Origin of the sequence: Fodinibius halophilus, from assembly GCF_011059105.1 — a bacterium.
In the GTDB taxonomy this organism is placed as follows: domain Bacteria; phylum Bacteroidota; class Rhodothermia; order Balneolales; family Balneolaceae; genus Fodinibius; species Fodinibius halophilus.
The window spans coordinates 144648-165195 of sequence record NZ_JAALLS010000003.1; the positions used below are offsets into that span (position 1 = coordinate 144648).

Here is a 20548-nt window from a genome sequence, read left to right on the forward strand (position 1 = left end):
TCCTGTATTGCCTTATTTACTTGGAAGTTTCCCCTATCTTAATATCGGTCTTCAATAAGGAAGGTTTACAAATTTAGCACGAAATTGGCCTTCATTTTTTGTAGATTAATCCGTTGTTTATATGAATAACTTCCAGCTCAACCAGAGCCTCCGATGTCTGACAATTACCGTGCATTAACTCGTACTTACCGGCCAACGTCCTTCGACGATATTGTATCCCAGGAACACGTAAGCAGTACGTTAAAAAATGCCATCAAAAAGAACAGGCTGGCCCATGCCTATATGTTTTGCGGTCCGCGCGGGGTGGGCAAAACAACTATGGCGCGTGTGTTGGCCCGTACCGTTAATAAAATTGATCAGCAAGTTGATGGAGAATCGCTCAATCAAACTCTCAATGTTGTTGAGATCGATGCGGCATCGAATAACAGTGTAGATGATATTCGAGACCTGAGAGAGCGCGTTCGTATCCCTCCTCAAAATGGCCGATATAAGATCTACATTATTGACGAGGTTCATATGCTTAGTAAGTCGGCGTTTAACGCCCTGCTGAAAACGCTGGAAGAACCGCCGGATCATGTCATTTTTATTTTTGCGACCACAGAACCGCACAAAGTGCTGCCCACAATATTATCTCGGGTTCAACGCTTTGACTTTAAACGTATCAGTGTTGACCAGATCGTAGAACGACTTGCTAATGTAGCACGCGACCAGAACATCAACATTGATGAAGAATCGCTCCACGTCATTGCTAAAAAAGCGGATGGTGCACTTCGCGATGCCCTTGGGCTTATGGATCAGGCTATTGCATTTTGTGGCAACAATATCCAACATGAAGAACTTCTTCGGGCACTCAATGTGGTAAGCACCGAACGCATGTTTGCCTTTATGAATGCGGTGGAAACACAAAATGCCAGTGAAGGACTTGAGCTTATCAATGAACTGCTGCAAGAAGGCTATGACATCCAGGAATACCTGGTGGGGCTCACCGAACATCTGCGAAATCTGTACGTAGCAAAAAGCTCTGCGAAGATGCACTTAGTCGAAGCATCACCCGACACCAAAAAACGCTACAAAGAAGCATCAAAAACATTTTCAGAAGATGACTTGATGCGCATGCTCCATATCGTCAGTGATGCCCAATACAAAATAAAGGAAGCGCATCAGCCTAAGATACAGTTTGAGCTCACCCTCCTGAAGCTGATCCATATGGAGCGCACACAAAATCTCAATAAATTGCTAGCCGGGCTTAAAGACTTAAAAAAAAAGCTCAGTAATCAGCCTCAATTAGAGCAGAACGATTCTGGCAGCGAGCCCTCTTCTGAACCAGAAAACGATCCCCCATCTACCAATGGACAACAAAACAGCTCTACCCCTGATAACGGGGGGGGGGACAATCCTAAAAAAGAAACGGTAGCACAGCAACCAAAGGACCCTGATCCGGAGCATTCAGATAAAGCCGATGGTACAGTTTCCGAATCACAACCAGAACCGACAGCCCAAGAACCGGCACCTTCTCCAACTCCGGTAGTTCAGGCAGAAAGCAAAACATCCCCAAAAGAAACTGGAAATGAAGACGATGAATTTAGTCATCTATTCGGCGGATCTTCTTTGGGCAATGCTAAAAAAAGCCCCGAACCTGCAGTTGATGAAACTGAAGATACCACGGAAGTTGCTACTAAAACTGCTCCCAAGCGAGCCCCAAAAGATGTTAGCTTAAACGAAGTGAAGGAAGTATGGGATTCGTACTTGGATGATCTTCGCCAACATGTGCCCGAGATGTTATATTTTCAGATGCAGCGTGTGAAACCCATGCAGCTTAAAAATGGGGTTCTGTTACTGCGCTGTAACGACGATTTCGCAAAGAAAATTGTGGATGAAAATAACCGACGACTGGGAAAGTTCCTGGAAGATAAAATTGGGGCTTACCTGGGGTTCGAGTCGGTTGTGCAAAAAGATGAGAGCGATGCCGAAGCTTCAAAAAGTCCCTATGAACGGTTTAAAGAACTGCAGGAACGAGATCAAACCATAAAAAAACTAGTTGAACTTTTTGGAGCCGAACTGGATTACAATTTAAACCAATAGACCGACAATGAATCGGGGATTTCCCCGTTTGGGTTATAGACTTTACAGAATGAAATCAAATATTCCCAAAGGACTCATGGGAATCAGCAAATTGAACTTTTAGTACTTTTTAACACCTAAAACATAAGATTATGAATCAGAATATGGCAGATATGTTCGGAAAGTTTTCCGAGCTACAAGAAAAGATGAAGCAAGCAAAAAGCGAACTCTCGAAGCTTGAAGTTGAAGCAGAAGCAGGTGGCGGCATGGTAAAAGTAAAAGCCAACGGCCAGCGTAAAATTTTAAGCATCAGCCTTGATGAAGATGTTATCGATCCTGATGATGCCGAAATGATGGAGGACCTCATCGTAGCCGGCGTTAATAAAGCGCTCGACAAGGCAGAGGAAACCGCCCAGGAACGCATGCAAGAAACCTATAAGGATATGATGCCCGGCGGTGGAATTCCAGGCATGGACATGAGCAAACTGGGACTGTAACACTAGTTAATTGTTATTCGTTATTAGGCCATTCTCAGCACTAAAAAGAGAATCCTAATTCACTAATAACTATTAACCTTTAACAAAACTACATGGAAGGAACTTCGGAAATACTGGAGCAGGCAATAGAACAGCTGGCTAAGCTCCCCGGCACAGGGCGAAAATCGGCCCGGCGTATTGCGCTCTATTTACTTAAACAAAACGAGGAGTCTGTTTTAAAACTGGCAGAAGCGCTTGTCAATCTCAAAAAATCGATTACGCGCTGCGATACTTGTGGTGTTATCAGTGACAGCGATCCCTGCTCCATATGCAGTAACGCTAAGCGTCAAACAGGCCAAATTTGCGTGGTTGAAGAATCACAGGATGTATTTCTGATCGAAAAAACCAATGAGTTTCGCGGACGCTACCATGTGCTGGGAGGCGTTATTTCTCCCCTGGATAATATTGGTCCCGATGACGTGCGCGTTAAAGAGCTTATGGAGCGCATCAATAATGAAGAGGAGCAAACCGAAGAAGTGATTCTGGCGCTCAACCCCGATTCCGAAGGCGAAGCCACATCCTACTATATTAATAAATTGATTAAACCTTTCGATGATGTTAAAGTTACCCGTATTGCCTATGGGATTCCCATGGGTACGGAGCTTGAATTTATTGATGAAGCTACATTGGGACGTGCCTTCGCAAGCCGAAACACATTTTAGTTTTTAAACTTTATGAATAGGTACTAAGAAATAAGACGCTATTCCTGATCCTATATCTCAAATCCATAATTAAACAAGAAACCCTATGAAACTTAAAACTATTAGTCTTTGCACGCTTTTTTTGCTGCTCTCTGTGGCCGGCTTTGGCCAGGGTAAATATTACTGGCAGCAAGAGGCAGAGTATAAAATGGAGATCAACGTCAATGCCGAGAATCATCAATTTACCGGCACGCAAGAGTTAACATACCACAACAACTCTCCGGATACGTTGCACCGGGTATTCTACCATCTGTACTTCAACGCATTCCAACCGAACAGTATGATGGATGTACGCTCGCGTACCATTGCTGACCCCGACGGAAGGGTCCGCGATCGCATCCAGAAACTACCTAAAGATGAAATCGGCTACCATCACATTAACAGCCTAAAACAGGATGGCAAAAAGGTTGATTATACCGTAGACGGTACCATTTTAGAAGTAACACTTGAGGAACCTATCCTCCCGGGAGAATCAACAGTTTTTAATATGGAATTTGAGAGCCAGGTCCCCCGCCAAATCCGCCGCTCGGGCTGGATGAATAAAGAGGGCGTAGAATTCTCAATGAGCCAGTGGTATCCCAAGCTTTCTGAATATGATGAAGATGGGTGGCATCCCAACCCCTATATCGGACGAGAATTCCACGGCGTTTGGGGCAGTTTCGACGTTAAAATTACTATCGACAGCTCTTATGTGATGGGCGCAACAGGGTACCTGAAAAATGCGGATGAGATTGGCCACGGCTATACTGATGAATATGATCGTCCCGACTCCGAGAAACTAACCTGGCACTGGAAGGCTGATAAAGTCCACGACTTTATGTGGGGTGCCGATCCTGACTTTACGCATACTACGGCCCAGGTTCCCAATGGACCGAAACTTCATTTTCTCTATCAAGCCGATACTGTTGCCATTAATGCTAAGCGCCGCACTCAGGAGCAGCTGCGAAAAAATTGGGAAAAGCTGCCTCAAGCTACGGTTAAAGCATTCCAGTTCATGAGTAAGCATTTTGGAAAATATCCCTATGATAAGTTTACTGTTATCCAGGGAGGCGATGGTGGCATGGAATACCCAATGTCTACCCTTATTACTGGTAACCGCTCATTTGGTAGCCTGGTAGGGGTTACGGTACACGAATTTGTTCACAACTGGTATTATGGTGTGCTGGCTACGAACGAAAGTCGCTACCCATGGATGGATGAAGGCTTTACGACCTACTCTTCGGCTCTTATTATGGATCATCTTTTCAGCAATGGGAATAACAAACGACCTCACAAACGTTCGTACCAGTCGTACTTTAGTATTGCTGAGAATGGACAACAAGAGGCGCTCGATACCCATGCTGACCACTACCATACTAACAGGGCGTACGGTACGGCATCCTACTCTACAGGCGCTGTATTCCTGAACCAATTACGTTACATCATTGGCGCGGAAAACTTTGACCGCGGTATGAAACGTTATTTTGAAGAGTGGAAATTCAAGCATCCCGACGGACGCGACTTTTTACGAGTTATGGAACAAGAATCCGACATGGTGCTGGATTGGTACTATCAATATTTCATTGAGACCACCAAGCATATAGACTATGGTATTACCTCTGTTTTAGGGAATAACGGATCGACCTATGTAACCCTGAAACGACATGATCTGATGCCAATGCCGGTTGACCTGGTGGTTACCTATAAGGATGGCAGTAAAGAGCTTTTTTATATGCCTCTGCGCATTATGCGTAACACCAAACCACATCACAGTTCCGATATGCAGCGTACCATTAAACCGGACTGGCCATGGGTTAACCCAACGTATACGCTCGAAATTGATGCCCCCTCGTCGAAGATTAAGCGTATAGAGATTGATCCTTCAATGCGTATGGCTGATATCAATCGCGACAACAATGTGATTGAGATGAGTGAATACCTGAAGCAGTTTGAGCCTGCTACTAAATAGATTCTGGGCTTTTTACTTCACCCATTAAATGATATTAAAATGGCGCAAGCATCCTGCTTGTGCCATTTTCTTTTTGGGGATTAGTTAGCCTTCTCTACAGTTAAATCCCTGCTTTATAAGATTCGTATACAACAGAGATTTCTCACTTCGTTCGAAATGACTCGTTGTTTGTTTACTGTAGCAAACTGCCCCTTACTACTCCCTAAAGTCACCTCGAGTATAGCGAGAGGTCTTTGTTCATAAAATACTATTCAAAATCTCGTCCGATCAAAATGGAAAGACAATGACTACAATTATTTTCAAAGCACACCATTAGAAAACCCTCACCCCTCCTATCTTATGTAGACAGCGATTTGGTTCAAAACCAGATTATCAGGAATGTAAGCAATGCTCTGCAAATAATACTATTTATATTGAAAATATAGGCGCTAAAATAAGAAGTCAGCCCAGCAGTCATCTCGACCAACGGGAGAGATCTTTGTTTCCATGGATAAGCTAATAAAACAATGACTACAATTACTATTTAAGTCTATCATCGGGGGTTCCAGAAAAGAACTTAAACACCCTCCATGTCGATCTAGTGTTTTTTTCTCGAGAAAAGGAGTTTCCCTCCCTGCTCGCAGGGAGGGATCAAGGGTGGGTCAGAAAGACCATTCAAACTATCTTATCTTCCGCCGGACGCCAAACCCAGTCGCCCGACGGAGGGCAAAAAATCGTTCAAAATGACGTGAAGCAATCTCTCTGAAGAAACGGGCTGGAATATGAAGATTTCCTTTAGATTCTACGGGAACCTTTTCAAGGAGATCCTTCGACTTCACTTCGTTGCGCTCAGGATAACAGTGGTTCTGCTGGAGAACGGAGTTTCCTTACCTGATCGTAGGGTGAGACCAAGGGTGGGTCAAAAGCAGTACATGCGTTCCAACGCAGAGCATTAAAAACGAGATCCCGAAACAAGTTCGGGATGACAAGGTATTTTTATAATATGGTTTTCCAATCAGGGTTCTGGTCCCGACAGCTGTCGGGATACGATTCCCTGCGTGCTACGAAGCCATACCTACGCCTATGGGCTTTGGCAGATTTCACCTTGGCGTAGTAGTACCAGCAGTTTTTTCGTATATTTTTTGCTGACAAAAAATGGGCACCACACCTACTGATAACTTGTATCAACTATATCTCAATATAATCTCACAAGTCGCAGCCGTACGCCAGTATAGGCAACCATTTCTAATGTAATAACCCCATCCTGTCCCCCCTAAGGGGACTTTACCTTCCCTTATATAATTCGCCGCCCCAATCAACCGACAAAAGACAACACATCATCCCAAAAAATATCCTCAGCGTCTTTAACAAACGTGTAGCCTAACAAGCAGCAGAGATTGTAGAGAATCTCTATGCAGAAAATGATTCCATTACGTTCTAAGTGACTATATTCCCCTTACCCAAAACCATGATCTCCAAAAATTTCAAATATATTTCACCTTAACCATTTCGTCTCACAAATATAACAATTGCTTTTGTAGTTTTTTTCCAAATTTTTATATTCACATAAGGATGAAATCCTTAACTATCTTAAATCTAGGATAACCAATGGGATTCTTGAAGAGATCAACTCGAAAATATAACTGATTGAACACAGGACTCAGGTCACCGAAACACAACTAATTTTATTAACATTATTTACTCCACCTGCAATAAACCCACATTCGACTCCCCACAGCATTCAAGATAGAACCTATTTATTCATTATTTACACAACAATATCTCACAAAATGAGATTATGCTTTACTTAATTGAATCCTAAATAAATAAGCAGTGAAGATTATCTAAATGCACTAAATCATTTTAACAAATGATAAAATTTATGAGAGATATTAGTAATGCAAATAAAAACCTAACCTTGCTAATAGCATATCGTGATTTAAGTAAGAGAGAGTGCCAAGTTTTAAAATTACTTTCAGAGGGTAAGCAAAACGCCCTAATAGCTGAAGAACTTTCTATCAGTAAAAAAACAGTGGAAAATCATATTACCAATATTGGAAACGAACTGAATATAAAGGGAGTGGGAAGTTTAAGGAAGTGGTTAAAGGATTCTAAGCTAAGTTAAAACCGCTTGTGCAACTTTTTTCTGTAAAAGTTACTTAGCCATAGCAGGTTGATGAATCTTCAGATATCGCTGACTCGTGATCCAATCCTCATGCTGTTCTTTAAGCATCGCTCCAAACAGCCGCAGGCAGCTGTCCGGGTTGGGAAAAATCCGCACCGGTTTGCTGCGACGCTTTAACTCCTGGTGAAGTCGCTCAACTGCGTTGGTTGTGCGCATTCTTCGGCGATGAGCCTTTGGGGCCACCTGGAAGACGGTTAAGGTTTGGGGCGCCTGCTCGCTTAGCCAGACGGCCACATCCGGCAGTGGATCCGCCAGCTCATCGACCAGCTCCTCAAGGGTGGCTTTCCGGTAGGAGTTCTCTTTTCGCCACATGTGTTCCAGTGCCTGGAGCATTTGATCCTCACGCTTTTTGGGGACCTGATCAAGGGCATTCTGGCGAAAATGGTATTGGCAGCGTTGCCACGGGACTCCAGAATAGTGCTCACGCAAGGCCGCCTTGATCCCGGGATGATTGTCACTGACAAACAACTGAACCCCGGAAAGCCCACGCTTCTTAAGCCCACCGACAAACCTGCTCCAGACTGCTTTGGATTCGCCCCATCCGGTCTCCACGGCCAGCACGTGACGATGGCCCTCTTTTCAGACACTCCGATAGCTACCAGAACCGCCATATCGACGATGATCCCGTCGCGCCGGCACCGCTCGTAGCGGGCATCGATCTTTACGTAGGGAAAGTCTTGGTTCAGTGGCCGGACCCGCCAGGCCTCCAGTTCCGCATCCAGTTGCTCGGAAAAACGACTGATGGTACTCGCAGAGAACTCTTTGCCAAACAACCGTTCGGTCACCTTGGCCATCTTCCGCGTGGACACGCCCTGTACGTAGGTCTCGGCCAGGGCCGCTACCAAGGCTTTTTCGCTGCGCTCGTAGGGATCCGCCCCAATATGTTGGTCACGTTCGAGTTCCATAAGTTGTTGGAGTCCTAATTGTATAATCTCTGCCAGCAGGTTCTCGCTGCCGGACCCCAGCAGATCTTCTAGCTGAAATTCTGATGATTCCTTCGTATCCTTTTCCTTAGAGATCATGGCAATAATGGTTTTGGTTATGATTTTTGGTGAATCAACCAAAACCTAGCCATGGCCTTTCTTTTTTCTACTTATCTACTTTTACAGAAACTATTATACACAGCGTTAAAACCCGAAAACTATAATTTCACTTATAATAATTGGAATGAATATAGATAAAACAAATATGAGAGAATGGGAGCAGCCTAGTGTATGGCAGCGGCTGAAGAATTCCCTTATTACTGCACTCATAGGTATATTCCTATATCTACATAATTCCAACAAACTATTTTATTGTATTTTTAGATAATAATACTATTTATATAATTTTTTATTCATACATGGCAATTTGCTTACTATTAGGCTGGTTAGCCGATGATAAAATAATCAATTTTTATTAGTTAAAATTTCGGACTGGTGGGATCCGCAAGATATGTTTAAATAATAGTGCACTTCATCTAATCTCTAAAAGCACCCCTAAAATAATGAGGGTATATTTATTTTTGCAAAATAGATAAATGTTATAGTATGACTATAGATGGTAATAAAGCTACACTGAGTTAAGTGTGGTTAAATAAATATTAAAATAAACATACAGATAGATATGGAAAATCAAGATAATATACTCGGGAGATCAGAAATGAAGCAGATCACGGCTGGTAATTATTCAACCTGCAATCAACAATCTTGTTATGTGGTGGGGACTAATAAATATGAATGTAAGCTAGGTGGCGGATATTTAGCACACTGCGTGCAATTTAATGAACTCCATTGCCAGAATTTTGTGTGCCACCCATGATAACCAATTCTTTATAACGATTTATTACAGACCTGAGTTACATAAGAATAATACTCAGGTCTGTTTATTAACTTATAGACAGATTTCATATTACCCATGAGTACATTTATTGGCTTATTTATTAAGGTTGTGTTAATAATTATTATACATGCCCCCTGGCTTTAGAAAAGTTTCAATAAATGTAATTTAATCATCAATAATGTTACAGACTTGTGTATGAAAGAGGAATTAGCTGATTCCATAAGAAAAGAGGAAAAAAAAACAACGACAAGTGTTTGGCAGCGGATAAAGGATTCCATTGCTGCTCTACTTATGGGTATAGTCATATATTTCATAGCGCCAATAGGCCTTATCCATATGCATTTAGATAATAGTATTATTTATGTGATTTTGAGTTTATATTTGGCCACATGCTTGTTGGTGGGTTGGTTCTACGGTAAACAAACAAGAAATATTTTATATGCTAAAATTATGGATTGGTGGGATCCGTAAGATATGTTTAAATAATAATGCACTTCATTTAATATCTTAAATACCCCCCAAAATAATGAGGGGATATCTTTTTAGATTATTCATCAAAAATCGTTTCGTTAAACTAATTATTTATCATGCAAAAACTTGTATCTAAAGAAAAAGTCCTTTCTCAATACCTCAATTATTTGGATATACCAGTTTCAAGTAGTTACTGCGAAAAACTGGTTGCCTCACACCCCCATCATACTACGCTACTGAGCATTGCTGATACTCTAAAATTGTTAGGAGTTCCAAATAAGATTTTTCGTATTAAGAGGGAAGAGCTTGAAAACATATCCTTCCCATATGTATTGCATCTTAACACGGATAGTGGTGAGTTAATAGCAATTATGGATAGCAAAGATTTGGAGGAGAAACAACCTTTTTTAGAGGATTGGGATGGTGTTGTGCTTAAAGCAGAACCAACCCCAATAATAAGCGATGAAGAAAACCAGTCCCATATTTCGAAAGAACGGGATGCAAAAATTAGTTCCGTTTTATTTGTTGCAGCGGTGGCTTTTCTTTTGTTTTTGCTATTTATCCAGAATATATCGTGGGTCTATTTTTCATTTTTAATTACTGCTGCTGCCGGCACAGTATTAGGATACATCCTTGTGGCAAAAGATTTAGGTATTGAATATAAAGCTGTAATGTCCTTTTGCAACAAGGGAGGAATGCGAACAAGCTGTGATCAAGTATTAGGGTCTCAAGATGCCAAAATTTTTGGCAGGGTAACTTTTTCGGACGCCGTGTTGAGTTATTTCAGCTTTCAATTAATCATAGTTGGGCTTATTGCTCCGGTTTATGAAAACCCAGTTGGTTTCTTATGGGTTTTGTCTATGCTTAGTGTTCCAGCTCTACCGATTATAGGTTATTCGTTATACTCCCAATTTTTTAAGCTCCAATATTGGTGCAAGCTGTGCCTGTTTGTAGATGGAATTCTTATGATACAAGCAGTTTTGGGGGGATTAATGTACAGTATGGCTACAATTACTGTGGCTGATTATAGTTTTTTTGCTATCGGTGTATCAATCTTTTTATTCACTGTAGTAAGTTCCCTTATTTTTTTGCTGAAATTGAAATTGGCCGCAGGAAAACGGGCTACTCAGGCTGAAATCAAAGCGAATCGTATAAAATACAATCCCTCTGTTTTTTCTTGGCTTCTTTCACAAGAAAAGCAACTAAATATCACACCGTTTGATAAGGAGTTACAGGTTGGATCTCCAACTGGCTCAATCAAAATAGTTATGGCAGCCAGTTTTTCATGTATACATTGTAAAAAAAGCTTCCAAAAATTTACTCAACTAAATGAATTATATCCTGGTCAACTAAATCTAGTATTTAGGTTTTTACCTGATAAAGAATTAAACAATAAAGGTTCTCTTGCAAAAACCTTTTGGGGCTATTGGCTGCTGCAAATATATGAGGACAATGAAGAGATTCCTCGTACCAAGCAGCTTATTCAGGATAAATTTACATTGTCATCTGATACATTTAAAGAAAAATATAAGCAGGATAAAAATATTGATGATAAATTAATAGAAGATCTTTCATACCAACAAGCCAAATGGTTTGATATGTATGATATTAAAAGCACACCTAGTTTTTTTATTCAAGATCATCAACTTCCTGATGGCTATCAAATAAATGATCTTAAAAGATTAATACCAGGATTAATAGAAGCATCACAAGAAAAAAACAACCAACCATTCGTCCCATTCTCCCGACATCTATAAACCCTCATCCTGTTATGTTTTCTGCGTTATATTTTATTAGCTGCATACCATAACTATATCTCTGTCTTCTCAGATATAGTTATGGCCAGGAAGGTAAATCCATGTGAATACTATTGACAATTATTTTCTACATCAAATCTTAACATTACACAATGTCGTTTCGCTGGCATAAACAACAAAATTAAATTTAAGAAACAGTAGATGGCACGATTCAAAGTTTACCGCCAGCATGATCAGATGGACTGTGGGCCCACCTGCCTGCGTATGATTGCCAAACATTATGGCAGGAATTATACCCTGCAGACGCTTCGCAAGAAAAGCGGCATCAATCGTGAGGGGGTATCCCTGTTGGGGATGAGCGAAGCGGCCGAAGAGATCGGTTTCCGCACTATTGGGGCAAAACTTAGCTGGGAGCAGCTAAAAAAGGAAGCGGAACTCCCCTGTGTCATACACTGGGGCCAAGAGCATTTTGTGGTCGTCTATAAAATAAGCGGACAAAAGGTATATATCGCCGATCCGGCCAAAGGAAAAGTAGTATATAAAAAAGATGATTTTCTGCAGCAGTGGCTGAGTTCAAAAGTGGATGAGCAGGCTGCTGGAATAGCGTTACTACTGCATACCACCCCCAAGTTTTATGATCTGGAAGGGGAAGAAAACAACGAGCTGAACTTTAGCCGTCTGTTGCGCTACGTGCTGCCCTACAAGAATCTGATGTTCCAGTTGGCACTGGGCTTGCTCGTGGGAAGTGCCCTCCAGCTTGTGGTTCCCTTTTTAACCCAGTCAGTGGTAGATATCGGGATCCAAAACCGGGATTTGAACTTTATCTACCTCATTCTTATTGCCCAGGTGATGTTGTTTATTGGGCGAACGGCTGTCGAATTTATACGATCCTGGATCTTACTGCATATGAGTACCCGTATCAACATTTCTATTCTATCCGATTTTCTGATCAAGCTGATGAAGCTGCCTATGGCATTTTTTGATACGCGCATGATCGGTGATATTATGCAGCGGATGGAAGACCATGCCCGTATTCAAAACTTTTTGACCAGTAAAACCCTGAGTACGCTGTTCTCTTTTGCTACCCTTTTTGTTTTCGCCATTGTGTTGGCTTACTACCATATGATGATCTTTACCATTTTCTTAGTGTGTAGCGTGTTATATGTAATTTGGGTGATGCTCTTTCTTAAAAAGCGAAGAGAGCTCGACTATCGTCGTTTCGGTATTTCTTCCAATGACCAAAGTAAAGTGATCCAGCTTGTTGAAGGCATGCAGGAGATTAAGTTGAACACCTGTGAAAAACAGAAACGCTGGGAATGGGAGCGCCTGCAGGCACGTCTGTTCAAATATAAGGTCAGCAACCTTTCTCTTAACCAGTACCAGCAGGCCGGCGCCTTTTTTATTAATGAAGGCAAAAATATCGGGATCACTTTTATTGCAGCTGTTGCGGTAGTCAATGGCCAGCTCACATTGGGGGCAATGATGGCGGTGCAGTATATTATTGGTCAGCTAAATGGACCTATTGAGCAGCTCATTACTTTTGTACGGTCAGCCCAGGATGCCCATTTAAGTCTTGAGCGCCTGAATCAAATCCACCAACAGGAGGATGAAGAACCGGAAGATGAAAGCTTCATTTATACCCTGCCAGAACAACGAGATATCGAAATAAAAAATGTGAGCTTCTCGTATCCGGGAGCGGGAAATGAACAGGTATTGAAAAATATTAATATGCGCATTCCCGAAGGGAAGACAACGGCTATAGTTGGGATGAGTGGCAGCGGTAAAACAACTTTGCTGAAGCTATTGCTTAAATTCTATAAGTTGGACAACGGAAGTATTCATTTGGGGAACGTAAATCTTTCAAATATGGGGCACCGCAGCTGGCGGTCGCATTGCGGAGTGGTAATGCAGGACGGTTTTATTTTCTCCGATAGTATTGCTGCAAACATTGCAGTGGGAGAGGATCACCCGGATATGCAAAAGATGCAGCACGCCGTTCAGGTGGCTAATATTCATCCCTTTATAGCGTCACTGCCATTGGGCTACAACACCAAGATCGGCTCCGAGGGCAATAGCATCAGTATGGGACAAAAACAGCGTATTTTAATTGCCCGGGCAGTCTATATGGATCCGGAGTTTATCTTTTTTGATGAAGCTACCAACTCGCTGGATGCCAATAACGAGCGAGCAATTATGGAAAGCCTGGAAGCCTTTTTTGAACAGCGTACAGTGGTAGTGGTGGCCCACAGGTTGAGTACGGTAAAAAATGCAGACAATATTGTTGTTCTCAGTAACGGGGAAATTGTAGAGCAGGGCACGCATCAGGAACTTACGAATCTGGAAGGAGACTATTTCAAGTTGGTAAAAAATCAGCTGGAACTGGGAAATTGAGATAATTATGGACGAATATTCTTCACAAAACGGTACCGAGCAAGAAGAAGCTTTGGCTGCACCTGAACCCAAGCAGAATAACAGCAGCCATGAGTTAGAGGTACGCAGTAACGAGGTGCAAGAAATAATAGGGCGACCACCCCATTGGCTCGTCCGTGGTGGTATTGCCGCTTTTATAGGGGTACTAGCCATGGTTTTTATCGTTGCTGCAGTTATACAATATCCGGAAGTTATTGAAGCTCCCCTCAAGGTAACGGCCCTTAATGCCCCCAAGCCGATGGAGAGTAAAGTCAATGGGAAACTGGTTAAGCTGTTATCACCAAATGGAGCCGACGTTGAACAAGGCACTATTATCGCTTGGCTGGAAAGTACCGCCCATCATCAAGAGGTTCTGGACCTGTCTAAGAATCTTGAAAAAATCGATCGCTGGTTTAATGAAGAAGAGTACAACAAGATCCAGGCACTGGAAATGGAACAATTTACGAATTTAGGAGGGTTGCAAACACAGTACCAGTCCTTCTATAAAGTATATAATGAATTCATCACTTTTCTGCCCGGGGGATTGTATCGCCAAAAACGAGCGATGCTTCAGCAAGAGATTGCATATAAGAACCAGCTTCTGGAGAGCCTAAAAGAGCAGAAAGAGGTAAAAAAAGTTGATCGTGAACTGGCTAAAAAGAAATATGATATACAAAAGAAACTGCGAGAAAAAGAGTTATCGGCGCCTCTGGAGCTAGCTACGGCCAAAAGTAAAATGGCAGCCAGCCAATTACCCCTTTTACAAACAGAAACAGCAATTATCAATAACCGTGCTTCCCTGGTTGGGAAAAAGCAGCAGCTGATAGAGTTAAACAAACAGTTGGACAGACAGAAAGCTGACTTCCGTCAGGCATTGCATACATTACAGAATGCTATTAAAGATTGGAAACAAAAATATTTGCTTCAGGCACCGGTGAGCGGCAAGCTGGTGTATGCCGGGGTATTCCAGGAAAATCAAACCATTAAATCCGGTGAACGTATAGCATATGTGCGACCTGAGAATACCCACTTTTTTGGAGAGCTTGTTATTTCACAACGTTCGTATGGCAAAATCCAAGAGGGACAAGAAGTACTGGTCCGCTTTAGCGGTTTCCCATCCAAAGAGTTTGGTTCGGTATCGGGCAAAGTTGATTACCTTTCCGAATTCCCGGTAAAGGATAGTCTGTTCGTTGCCAAAGTGACCTTTCCCAACGGTTTTACTACCAATTATGACCGGCAGCTGAATCCGACCAATGGCATGCAGGGCCGTGCTGAGATAATTACCCAGGATATGCGATTTATCGAGCGTATTTATAACAACCTGACCAAAGAACTACGATAACCCCTTCTTAAACAAGAATGGGTTGAACATAGCATTAATTAAATAGTTAAGAAACAAAATGACTAAAAAAAGAAAAAAAGTCCTCATATTGAGATAGATGAAAACAACCACAAGAAAGCAGCCAGTTTAAAAGATAACGTAAAGTACAGTTTATTGGGTATTCTTTACGGGGTACTACTAGCTCAAATGATTATATTTTGGTTTGCTTTTAGAACAGGTGCATTTAATGCTGGAATATCAGTAATAATCTATATGGACAGTATTATTTTCTGGGTTTACCTGGGAATATGCGGGGTGATAGGATGGATTTCCGGACGGGAATTTATAGATTGGCTAAATGCCCGCCTAGGATCTTGGAAGTTTTGGTAGTTCGTCCCCAAATAATTTATGAACAAGAAAAACTATTTGTTTATCAGTTGCGTTTAGAGGTTGCAATAACTAACACGCTACGAAGTTAGATATTTTCCATGATTACTGAAGACCTTAAAACACTGGCACTCATTGTATTATCCTCTTTTTAAAATTTAGGATATGTGACTGTTAACAATACAAAAGCCGATGCAGGGTAGGTAGAAATCTGGAGGTCACTGAAGACATTCGGTTTTATTCCGATGACAAATTAATTGAACAATGAAAATTGTATTACCGGGGACAGATGGAAGGGGATATATATTAAAAAACTGAACGCAGACCGCTTAGCAACAAGAGGCACATCAGCGGCAATTTTATAATCGATAGAAACACCAACTAAAACAGATTGGCCTGCTCACTATCATCTTTGGGTGCGCGCTCCATCTTGGGATTGGCAATCTTACCTTGGTTTACACGTAACATATCCGGTTTAAACTTCTTGCCGTAGATCTGCTTAGAAACTCCTTGCAGTGCCTTCTCACCACGAGGGGTAATTAACAAGCGATCTTGGTCATCGATAGAAAGGAAACCGAACTCTTTAAGATCATTAACAATCATATAGGCCAGCTTGCCCACTGCACCAGAGTTCTGCTCCACATAATCTCGGCGAGGCGCTTCATCAGCAGCAGAATATACTAACCCAAGAACATTCAGCTCAACCTCGGTAAGGGGATATCCCTCACAGCCGGCTGTTAGCGTTTCGTCCCAGGCTTTTTGGCTGTAATAAGCTCCAAACCACCATTTTCCTTCCTTGATGAGCTTTTCTGTTACCTTGCAGGCAAAGTATTCGCCGGGCTTCGCTTTCTTGGGAATTCCCCGGTCGCGATACATTGATACCAATGTCGCCAAATCCAACTCATGAAGGTTTGGCGGATAGCTGAAAAATGTATTTGATGATTTTTCCATGACGCCCCAAATTAGAAAACTGGAACCTTATTGTCATGTTAAAATTTCACGAATTTTAAGATTTGTGTGTCCCGGTACTAAAACCGGGCGCTAACACAAATTTATCAACAACCCAGGCAGCTCAACCTATCGGACATTATCCCTTCTCGGTGATGAGCTGCACGGCAATATCCATATCTACATCCTCAGGATCAAAGTCATCGGGCAAACTGATGTTATTTTTGCCGTGCTTGATATATGGACCATACCGACCGGTCATTACGCGCACTTTCTTACCATCTTCGGGATGCTTCCCAAGATCGTTGATGACGTTACTTTTGCGTGATTTCTTATTCTTCTTTTTCTCCAACAGTTCCACAGCCCGGTCAAGACTCACATCCAACACATGGTCTTTCTTGCGTAATGAAGCGAAGGTTCCGTCATGCACTACAAACGGACCATATCGTCCCACTCCTGCTCGAATAACCTTTCCGGTCTCAGGATGATCACCCAACGGACGTGGCAACTCCAACAAGCGCAATGCCATATCTACGTCCACATCTTCAGGCTTCATATCTTTTAGCAGCGAAGCACGTTCCGGCTTCTTATTATCATCTGTCACTTCACCGACCTGCACATAGGGACCGTACCTTCCATTAAGAATAAAGATCGATTCGCCGGTTTCGGGATGGTTCCCAATAGGCTTGGGCCCTTCTTCTTCCGCCTTAATAAGCTCTTCCAGCTTTTCAACTGTAATATCACTCGGCTTCCAGCTGTCAGGAATAGAAGTCGTTAACTCTTCGTCCCCCTGTTCTTTCTTAATATAGGGACCATACCGGCCTACAAACACTTTTATACCATTAAGGTCGGGCAGGGGCAATTCAAGATGACGCGCATCCTGGGGATCAATCTCATCCTCCTGCTCTTCTACCTTAGCTTTTAATCCATTATCCCCATTGTAATACTCCTTGAGATACTGCTTTGTATCCAGATCACCTTGCGCAATCTCATCAAGCTTAGCTTCCATTCCCGAAGTGAAATCACTGTCCACTACATCGTGAAGGTTCTTTTCTAGCAGTTCGGTAACGGCAAAAGCAGTAAATGTAGGCACTAACGTTTTACCATCGGCTTCTACATAGCCCCGATTTTGTACTGTACTAATAATGGAAGCATACGTACTTGGACGGCCAACCCCTCGTTTTTCGAGCTCCTTAACAAGTGTAGCCTCGGTATATCGCGCCGGCGGCTTTGTTTCGTGCGAGATAGGTTCAATGCCTTCTTCCTCTACCTCTTCCCCTTCACTCAATTTAGGTAAAAACTTCTCTTGGTTTGCCAGTGCTGCATCCGGATCATCACTGCCTTCTACATAGGCACGGAAAAATCCGGGGAATATAATTTTCTTGCCGCTGGTCTTAAATTCAGCAACTTTACCATTAGCTTTTGCCTCAATCGTCACATTGGTAAACTCCAGCTCAGCCTGCGACATCTGGGTGGCAATTGTACGCTTCCAGATCAGATCATACAATTTGAATTGATCACCGCGGAGGCCTGCCTCTTCCGGCTTCTTAAAATAACTGCCGGCCGGACGAATAGCTTCGTGAGCTTCTTGAGATCCGGAACCGCCAGAATAATTTCGGACTTTTTTATAAAGGTAGTCCTCGCCATATTCATCTTTAACAGCACTACGCGCCGCCCCGATTGCCTGGCTCGACAACCGAGCAGAGTCGGTACGCATGTAGGTAATGTGCCCATACTCGTACAGCTTTTGAGCAACACCCATCGTCCGTTTTGCCGAAAAGTTTAATTTCCGGTTCGCTTCCTGCTGCAGGGTAGAAGTAATAAAGGCGGGAGATGGATTTCGTTTCTTACGATTCTTTTTAACCTCAGAAACTTCCCAATCAGCAGAATCAAGATCATCGCGCAGTTCGCCCGCTGTTTTATCATCGAGCAGAACAACTTTCTTAGGCTTCTTGAGCTTGCCGGTATTTTCGTCAAAGTCTTTACCTGAAGCTAATCGTTTTCCATCTAGATGGGTAAGATCTGCTTCAAAAGTACTGCTACCATCCTGCTTGCTGAGCTGTGCTTTCAAATCCCAATAACGGGCAGAGCGAAATTTCATTCGTTCCCGTTCACGCTCAACCATAAATCGCACGGCTACCGACTGCACACGTCCGGCCGAAAGCCCTGGGGCAATCTTCTTCCATAACAGGGGAGAGATCGTATAACCCGCCAGCCGATCAATGATACGGCGGGCTTCCTGCGCATTCACCAGATTCATATCAATCTCACGAAAATGGTTCAATGCCTCTTTAATAGCCTCTTCGGTAATCTCACGAAAAACCATTCGTTTTACCGGCACATCGGGCTTCAGGATCTCCGTCAAATGCCACGAAATTGCTTCTCCTTCCCGGTCTTCATCCGTGGCAAGGATAAGCTCATCAGAATCTTTGAGCTCCTTTTTTAATCGCTTAACAACTTTCTTTTTGCTGGATGGTATTACATAAAGCGGGTCAAAATCATCATCCGTATTGACTCCCAGGTTTGCCCACTCCTCACCTTTAAACTTCTTTGGAACCTCTTTGGCATTGGCAGGAAGATCCCGAATATGCCCCATCGACGAATCGATCACATAATCCTCGGGCAGATACTTCTTAAGCGTTTTAATCTTTGTGGGTGACTCTACAATTACAAGCGACTTCATATAAATTCTTTTCTACAAATTCTCGATCACTTCCTTCAACTCAGAAGCGTGATCTTTAGTATTTACTTTTTCTATGACAGCTTTTACCGTACCGTCGGTATCAATGATATAGGCAGAACGTGACGGAGCCTCATATTGATTGCCAAACATATTCTTTTCCACAATGGAATCGGTTGCTTCTGCAAACTTATATTCGGGATCGGAGGCCAGTATATAATTGATATCCAGCTTTTCTGCGTAGTTCTTGTGCGAGCCACAGGTATCTTTACTGATAGCCACAATATTATACCCCTGCTCATTAAACCAGTCGGAATGCTCCGCCAGACTCTTATTCTGCTTATCGCAACCAGAGGTATTATTACGCATATATACCGAAACTATGGTAGGGCGCTCTAACAGATCACCAAAGGCTACAGTCTGCTCTTCACCGTCTTTAACGATATCAAGCGTAAAATCGGTATCAATTTTAGATCCTGTCTCAATCATATCTGTTCACAAATTAACTGTGGTTCTCAATCCAATCGTGTATTGGTAACGGGAGATGCAGGGGAAATCGTTCTCTGTAGTATCATCAATTAATCTTTTATGATAACGCTATCGCCCTGATACTGCAATAAAACTTTTTGATTGCCGAAGGTACGGGCTTTATTTGAAGCTTAGATGAAGATACCTTTTGTAAGAACAAAGACAACAAACGTTCAGAGAGTAAAACTTATTGCAATACCTATAATACTGTCTTCACTTCCGGCTCATTCCATCTCATTCCGATATAGCAAATACCGTGCAACGGTCGCCAGTACGATTGTGTGATGGATCGTCTCATCAGCCGCAAAAGAGAGAAACTCCTCCAGTGGCACTTTATGTACCTTTATTCGCTCGTGGATATCTCCCTCCGGTTCCTGAAGGCCTTCAAATGTACAATTCTCAGCTAAAAACAAATGGGTAAAGTTCGTCATTATCGCGGGGTTGGCACTTACTTTACCCAAGCTCTGCCAATGCTCAGACTGATAACCCGTCTCTTCCACCAGCTCTCGCTGTATCGCTTCCAGTGGTTGCTCTCCCGGATCCACCATCCCACCTGGCACTTCCAGGGTCGGCTCCTCAATACCGTATCGATACTGCTCTACCAGCACCACTTCATCATCCGAAGTAATAGGAAGTACATTTACCCACTCCGGTGCTTTTAATACGTAAAAATCACCTTCGTTCTCCTCTTCTTCCGACTCCAATTTCATTTTTCGGTGTAAAAGATTGAAAATTGGTGTCTGATATTCCTTATTTTGGTGGGTAACCGACCACGGTTCTATTGAGAAACGAAAAGATTTTTCACTCATAAGACTA

The 20548-nt window shown here is 42.6% G+C and carries 14 protein-coding genes and 2 pseudogenes; 10 read left to right on the top strand and 6 right to left on the bottom strand.

Annotated features, from left to right (window positions below):
* Positions 1-153: 153 nt before the first annotated feature.
* The 6 genes and pseudogenes from dnaX to G3569_RS03890 all read left to right on the top strand — a co-directional run bounded on the left by dnaX (position 154) and on the right by G3569_RS03890 (position 7350).
* Positions 154-2082 carry a DNA polymerase III subunit gamma/tau gene (gene dnaX, locus G3569_RS03865; RefSeq protein ID WP_165266273.1) on the top strand — a complete coding sequence of 643 codons (1929 nt, stop codon included), beginning with the start codon at positions 154-156 and terminating at the stop codon, positions 2080-2082.
* A gap of 131 nt (positions 2083-2213) precedes the next feature.
* Complete coding sequence (locus tag G3569_RS03870) at positions 2214-2558, top strand: YbaB/EbfC family nucleoid-associated protein (RefSeq protein WP_205720019.1); 345 nt, start codon at positions 2214-2216, stop codon at positions 2556-2558.
* Positions 2559-2650: 92 nt separating this feature from the next.
* Positions 2651-3259 (top strand): recombination mediator RecR, encoded by a 609-nt coding sequence (gene recR / locus G3569_RS03875; RefSeq protein WP_165266275.1) that lies wholly within the window; start codon positions 2651-2653, stop codon positions 3257-3259.
* Positions 3260-3344: 85 nt separating this feature from the next.
* The gene (locus G3569_RS03880) at positions 3345-5246 is read left to right on the top strand and encodes a M1 family metallopeptidase (RefSeq protein WP_165266277.1); all 1902 of its coding nucleotides are present in this window, start codon (positions 3345-3347) and stop codon (positions 5244-5246) included.
* 1541 nt (positions 5247-6787) lie between these two features.
* Positions 6788-6868 (top strand): annotated as a pseudogene (locus G3569_RS18885) (transposase); the annotation flags it as partial.
* Positions 6869-7107: 239 nt separating this feature from the next.
* Positions 7108-7350 carry a response regulator transcription factor gene (locus tag G3569_RS03890; protein ID WP_165266279.1) on the top strand — a complete coding sequence of 81 codons (243 nt, stop codon included), beginning with the start codon at positions 7108-7110 and terminating at the stop codon, positions 7348-7350.
* A 30-nt stretch (positions 7351-7380) separates the two neighbouring features.
* Here the strand turns inward: G3569_RS03890 and G3569_RS18715 are convergent, their stop codons facing one another.
* Complete coding sequence (locus G3569_RS18715; RefSeq protein WP_165266281.1) at positions 7381-7971, bottom strand: IS256 family transposase; 591 nt, start codon at positions 7969-7971, stop codon at positions 7381-7383.
* Between the two features lie 29 nt (positions 7972-8000).
* Positions 8001-8432: pseudogene (locus G3569_RS18720) on the bottom strand (transposase); the annotation flags it as partial.
* A 994-nt stretch (positions 8433-9426) separates the two neighbouring features.
* Here G3569_RS18720 and G3569_RS03905 point away from each other — a divergent pair.
* From G3569_RS03905 to G3569_RS03920, 4 genes are all read left to right on the top strand, one after another.
* Positions 9427-9702 (top strand): hypothetical protein, encoded by a 276-nt coding sequence (locus G3569_RS03905; RefSeq protein ID WP_165266283.1) that lies wholly within the window; start codon positions 9427-9429, stop codon positions 9700-9702.
* Positions 9703-9818: 116 nt separating this feature from the next.
* Positions 9819-11459 (top strand): vitamin K epoxide reductase family protein, encoded by a 1641-nt coding sequence (locus tag G3569_RS03910; protein ID WP_165266285.1) that lies wholly within the window; start codon positions 9819-9821, stop codon positions 11457-11459.
* Between the two features lie 201 nt (positions 11460-11660).
* Positions 11661-13850, top strand: coding sequence for a peptidase domain-containing ABC transporter (locus tag G3569_RS03915; RefSeq protein ID WP_165266287.1), 2190 nt, complete (start codon positions 11661-11663; stop codon positions 13848-13850).
* A gap of 7 nt (positions 13851-13857) precedes the next feature.
* The gene (locus tag G3569_RS03920) at positions 13858-15210 is read left to right on the top strand and encodes a beta-barrel domain-containing protein (protein WP_165266289.1); all 1353 of its coding nucleotides are present in this window, start codon (positions 13858-13860) and stop codon (positions 15208-15210) included.
* A 747-nt stretch (positions 15211-15957) separates the two neighbouring features.
* On the opposite strand, the gene G3569_RS03925 is transcribed toward G3569_RS03920, so the two are convergent.
* The 4 genes from G3569_RS03925 to G3569_RS03940 form a co-directional block, all read right to left on the bottom strand.
* The gene (locus G3569_RS03925; protein WP_165266291.1) at positions 15958-16527 is read right to left on the bottom strand and encodes a hypothetical protein; all 570 of its coding nucleotides are present in this window, start codon (positions 16525-16527) and stop codon (positions 15958-15960) included.
* A gap of 136 nt (positions 16528-16663) precedes the next feature.
* Positions 16664-19207 carry a type I DNA topoisomerase gene (topA, locus tag G3569_RS03930; protein WP_205720020.1) on the bottom strand — a complete coding sequence of 848 codons (2544 nt, stop codon included), beginning with the start codon at positions 19205-19207 and terminating at the stop codon, positions 16664-16666.
* A 12-nt stretch (positions 19208-19219) separates the two neighbouring features.
* On the bottom strand, positions 19220-19693 hold the full coding sequence (locus tag G3569_RS03935) for a peroxiredoxin (RefSeq protein WP_165266293.1): 474 nt from the start codon (positions 19691-19693) through the stop codon (positions 19220-19222).
* A 263-nt stretch (positions 19694-19956) separates the two neighbouring features.
* Positions 19957-20541 (bottom strand): NUDIX hydrolase, encoded by a 585-nt coding sequence (locus G3569_RS03940; RefSeq protein ID WP_165266295.1) that lies wholly within the window; start codon positions 20539-20541, stop codon positions 19957-19959.
* Positions 20542-20548 lie beyond the last annotated feature (7 nt).

What these genes read in the sequence shown, in the direction of transcription:
- dnaX (WP_165266273.1), top strand. Translation starts at nt 154, where the DNA reads ATGTCTGACAATTACCGTGCATTAACTCGTACTTACCGGCCAACGTCC.
- G3569_RS03870 (WP_205720019.1), top strand. Translation starts at nt 2,214, where the DNA reads ATGAATCAGAATATGGCAGATATGTTCGGAAAGTTTTCCGAGCTACAA.
- recR (WP_165266275.1), top strand. Translation starts at nt 2,651, where the DNA reads ATGGAAGGAACTTCGGAAATACTGGAGCAGGCAATAGAACAGCTGGCT.
- G3569_RS03880 (WP_165266277.1), top strand. Translation starts at nt 3,345, where the DNA reads ATGAAACTTAAAACTATTAGTCTTTGCACGCTTTTTTTGCTGCTCTCT.
- G3569_RS03890 (WP_165266279.1), top strand. Translation starts at nt 7,108, where the DNA reads ATGAGAGATATTAGTAATGCAAATAAAAACCTAACCTTGCTAATAGCA.
- G3569_RS03905 (WP_165266283.1), top strand. Translation starts at nt 9,427, where the DNA reads ATGAAAGAGGAATTAGCTGATTCCATAAGAAAAGAGGAAAAAAAAACA.
- G3569_RS03910 (WP_165266285.1), top strand. Translation starts at nt 9,819, where the DNA reads ATGCAAAAACTTGTATCTAAAGAAAAAGTCCTTTCTCAATACCTCAAT.
- G3569_RS03915 (WP_165266287.1), top strand. Translation starts at nt 11,661, where the DNA reads ATGGCACGATTCAAAGTTTACCGCCAGCATGATCAGATGGACTGTGGG.
- G3569_RS03920 (WP_165266289.1), top strand. Translation starts at nt 13,858, where the DNA reads ATGGACGAATATTCTTCACAAAACGGTACCGAGCAAGAAGAAGCTTTG.
- G3569_RS03925 (WP_165266291.1), bottom strand. Translation starts at nt 16,527, where the DNA reads ATGGAAAAATCATCAAATACATTTTTCAGCTATCCGCCAAACCTTCAT.
- topA (WP_205720020.1), bottom strand. Translation starts at nt 19,207, where the DNA reads ATGAAGTCGCTTGTAATTGTAGAGTCACCCACAAAGATTAAAACGCTT.
- G3569_RS03935 (WP_165266293.1), bottom strand. Translation starts at nt 19,693, where the DNA reads ATGATTGAGACAGGATCTAAAATTGATACCGATTTTACGCTTGATATC.
- G3569_RS03940 (WP_165266295.1), bottom strand. Translation starts at nt 20,541, where the DNA reads ATGAGTGAAAAATCTTTTCGTTTCTCAATAGAACCGTGGTCGGTTACC.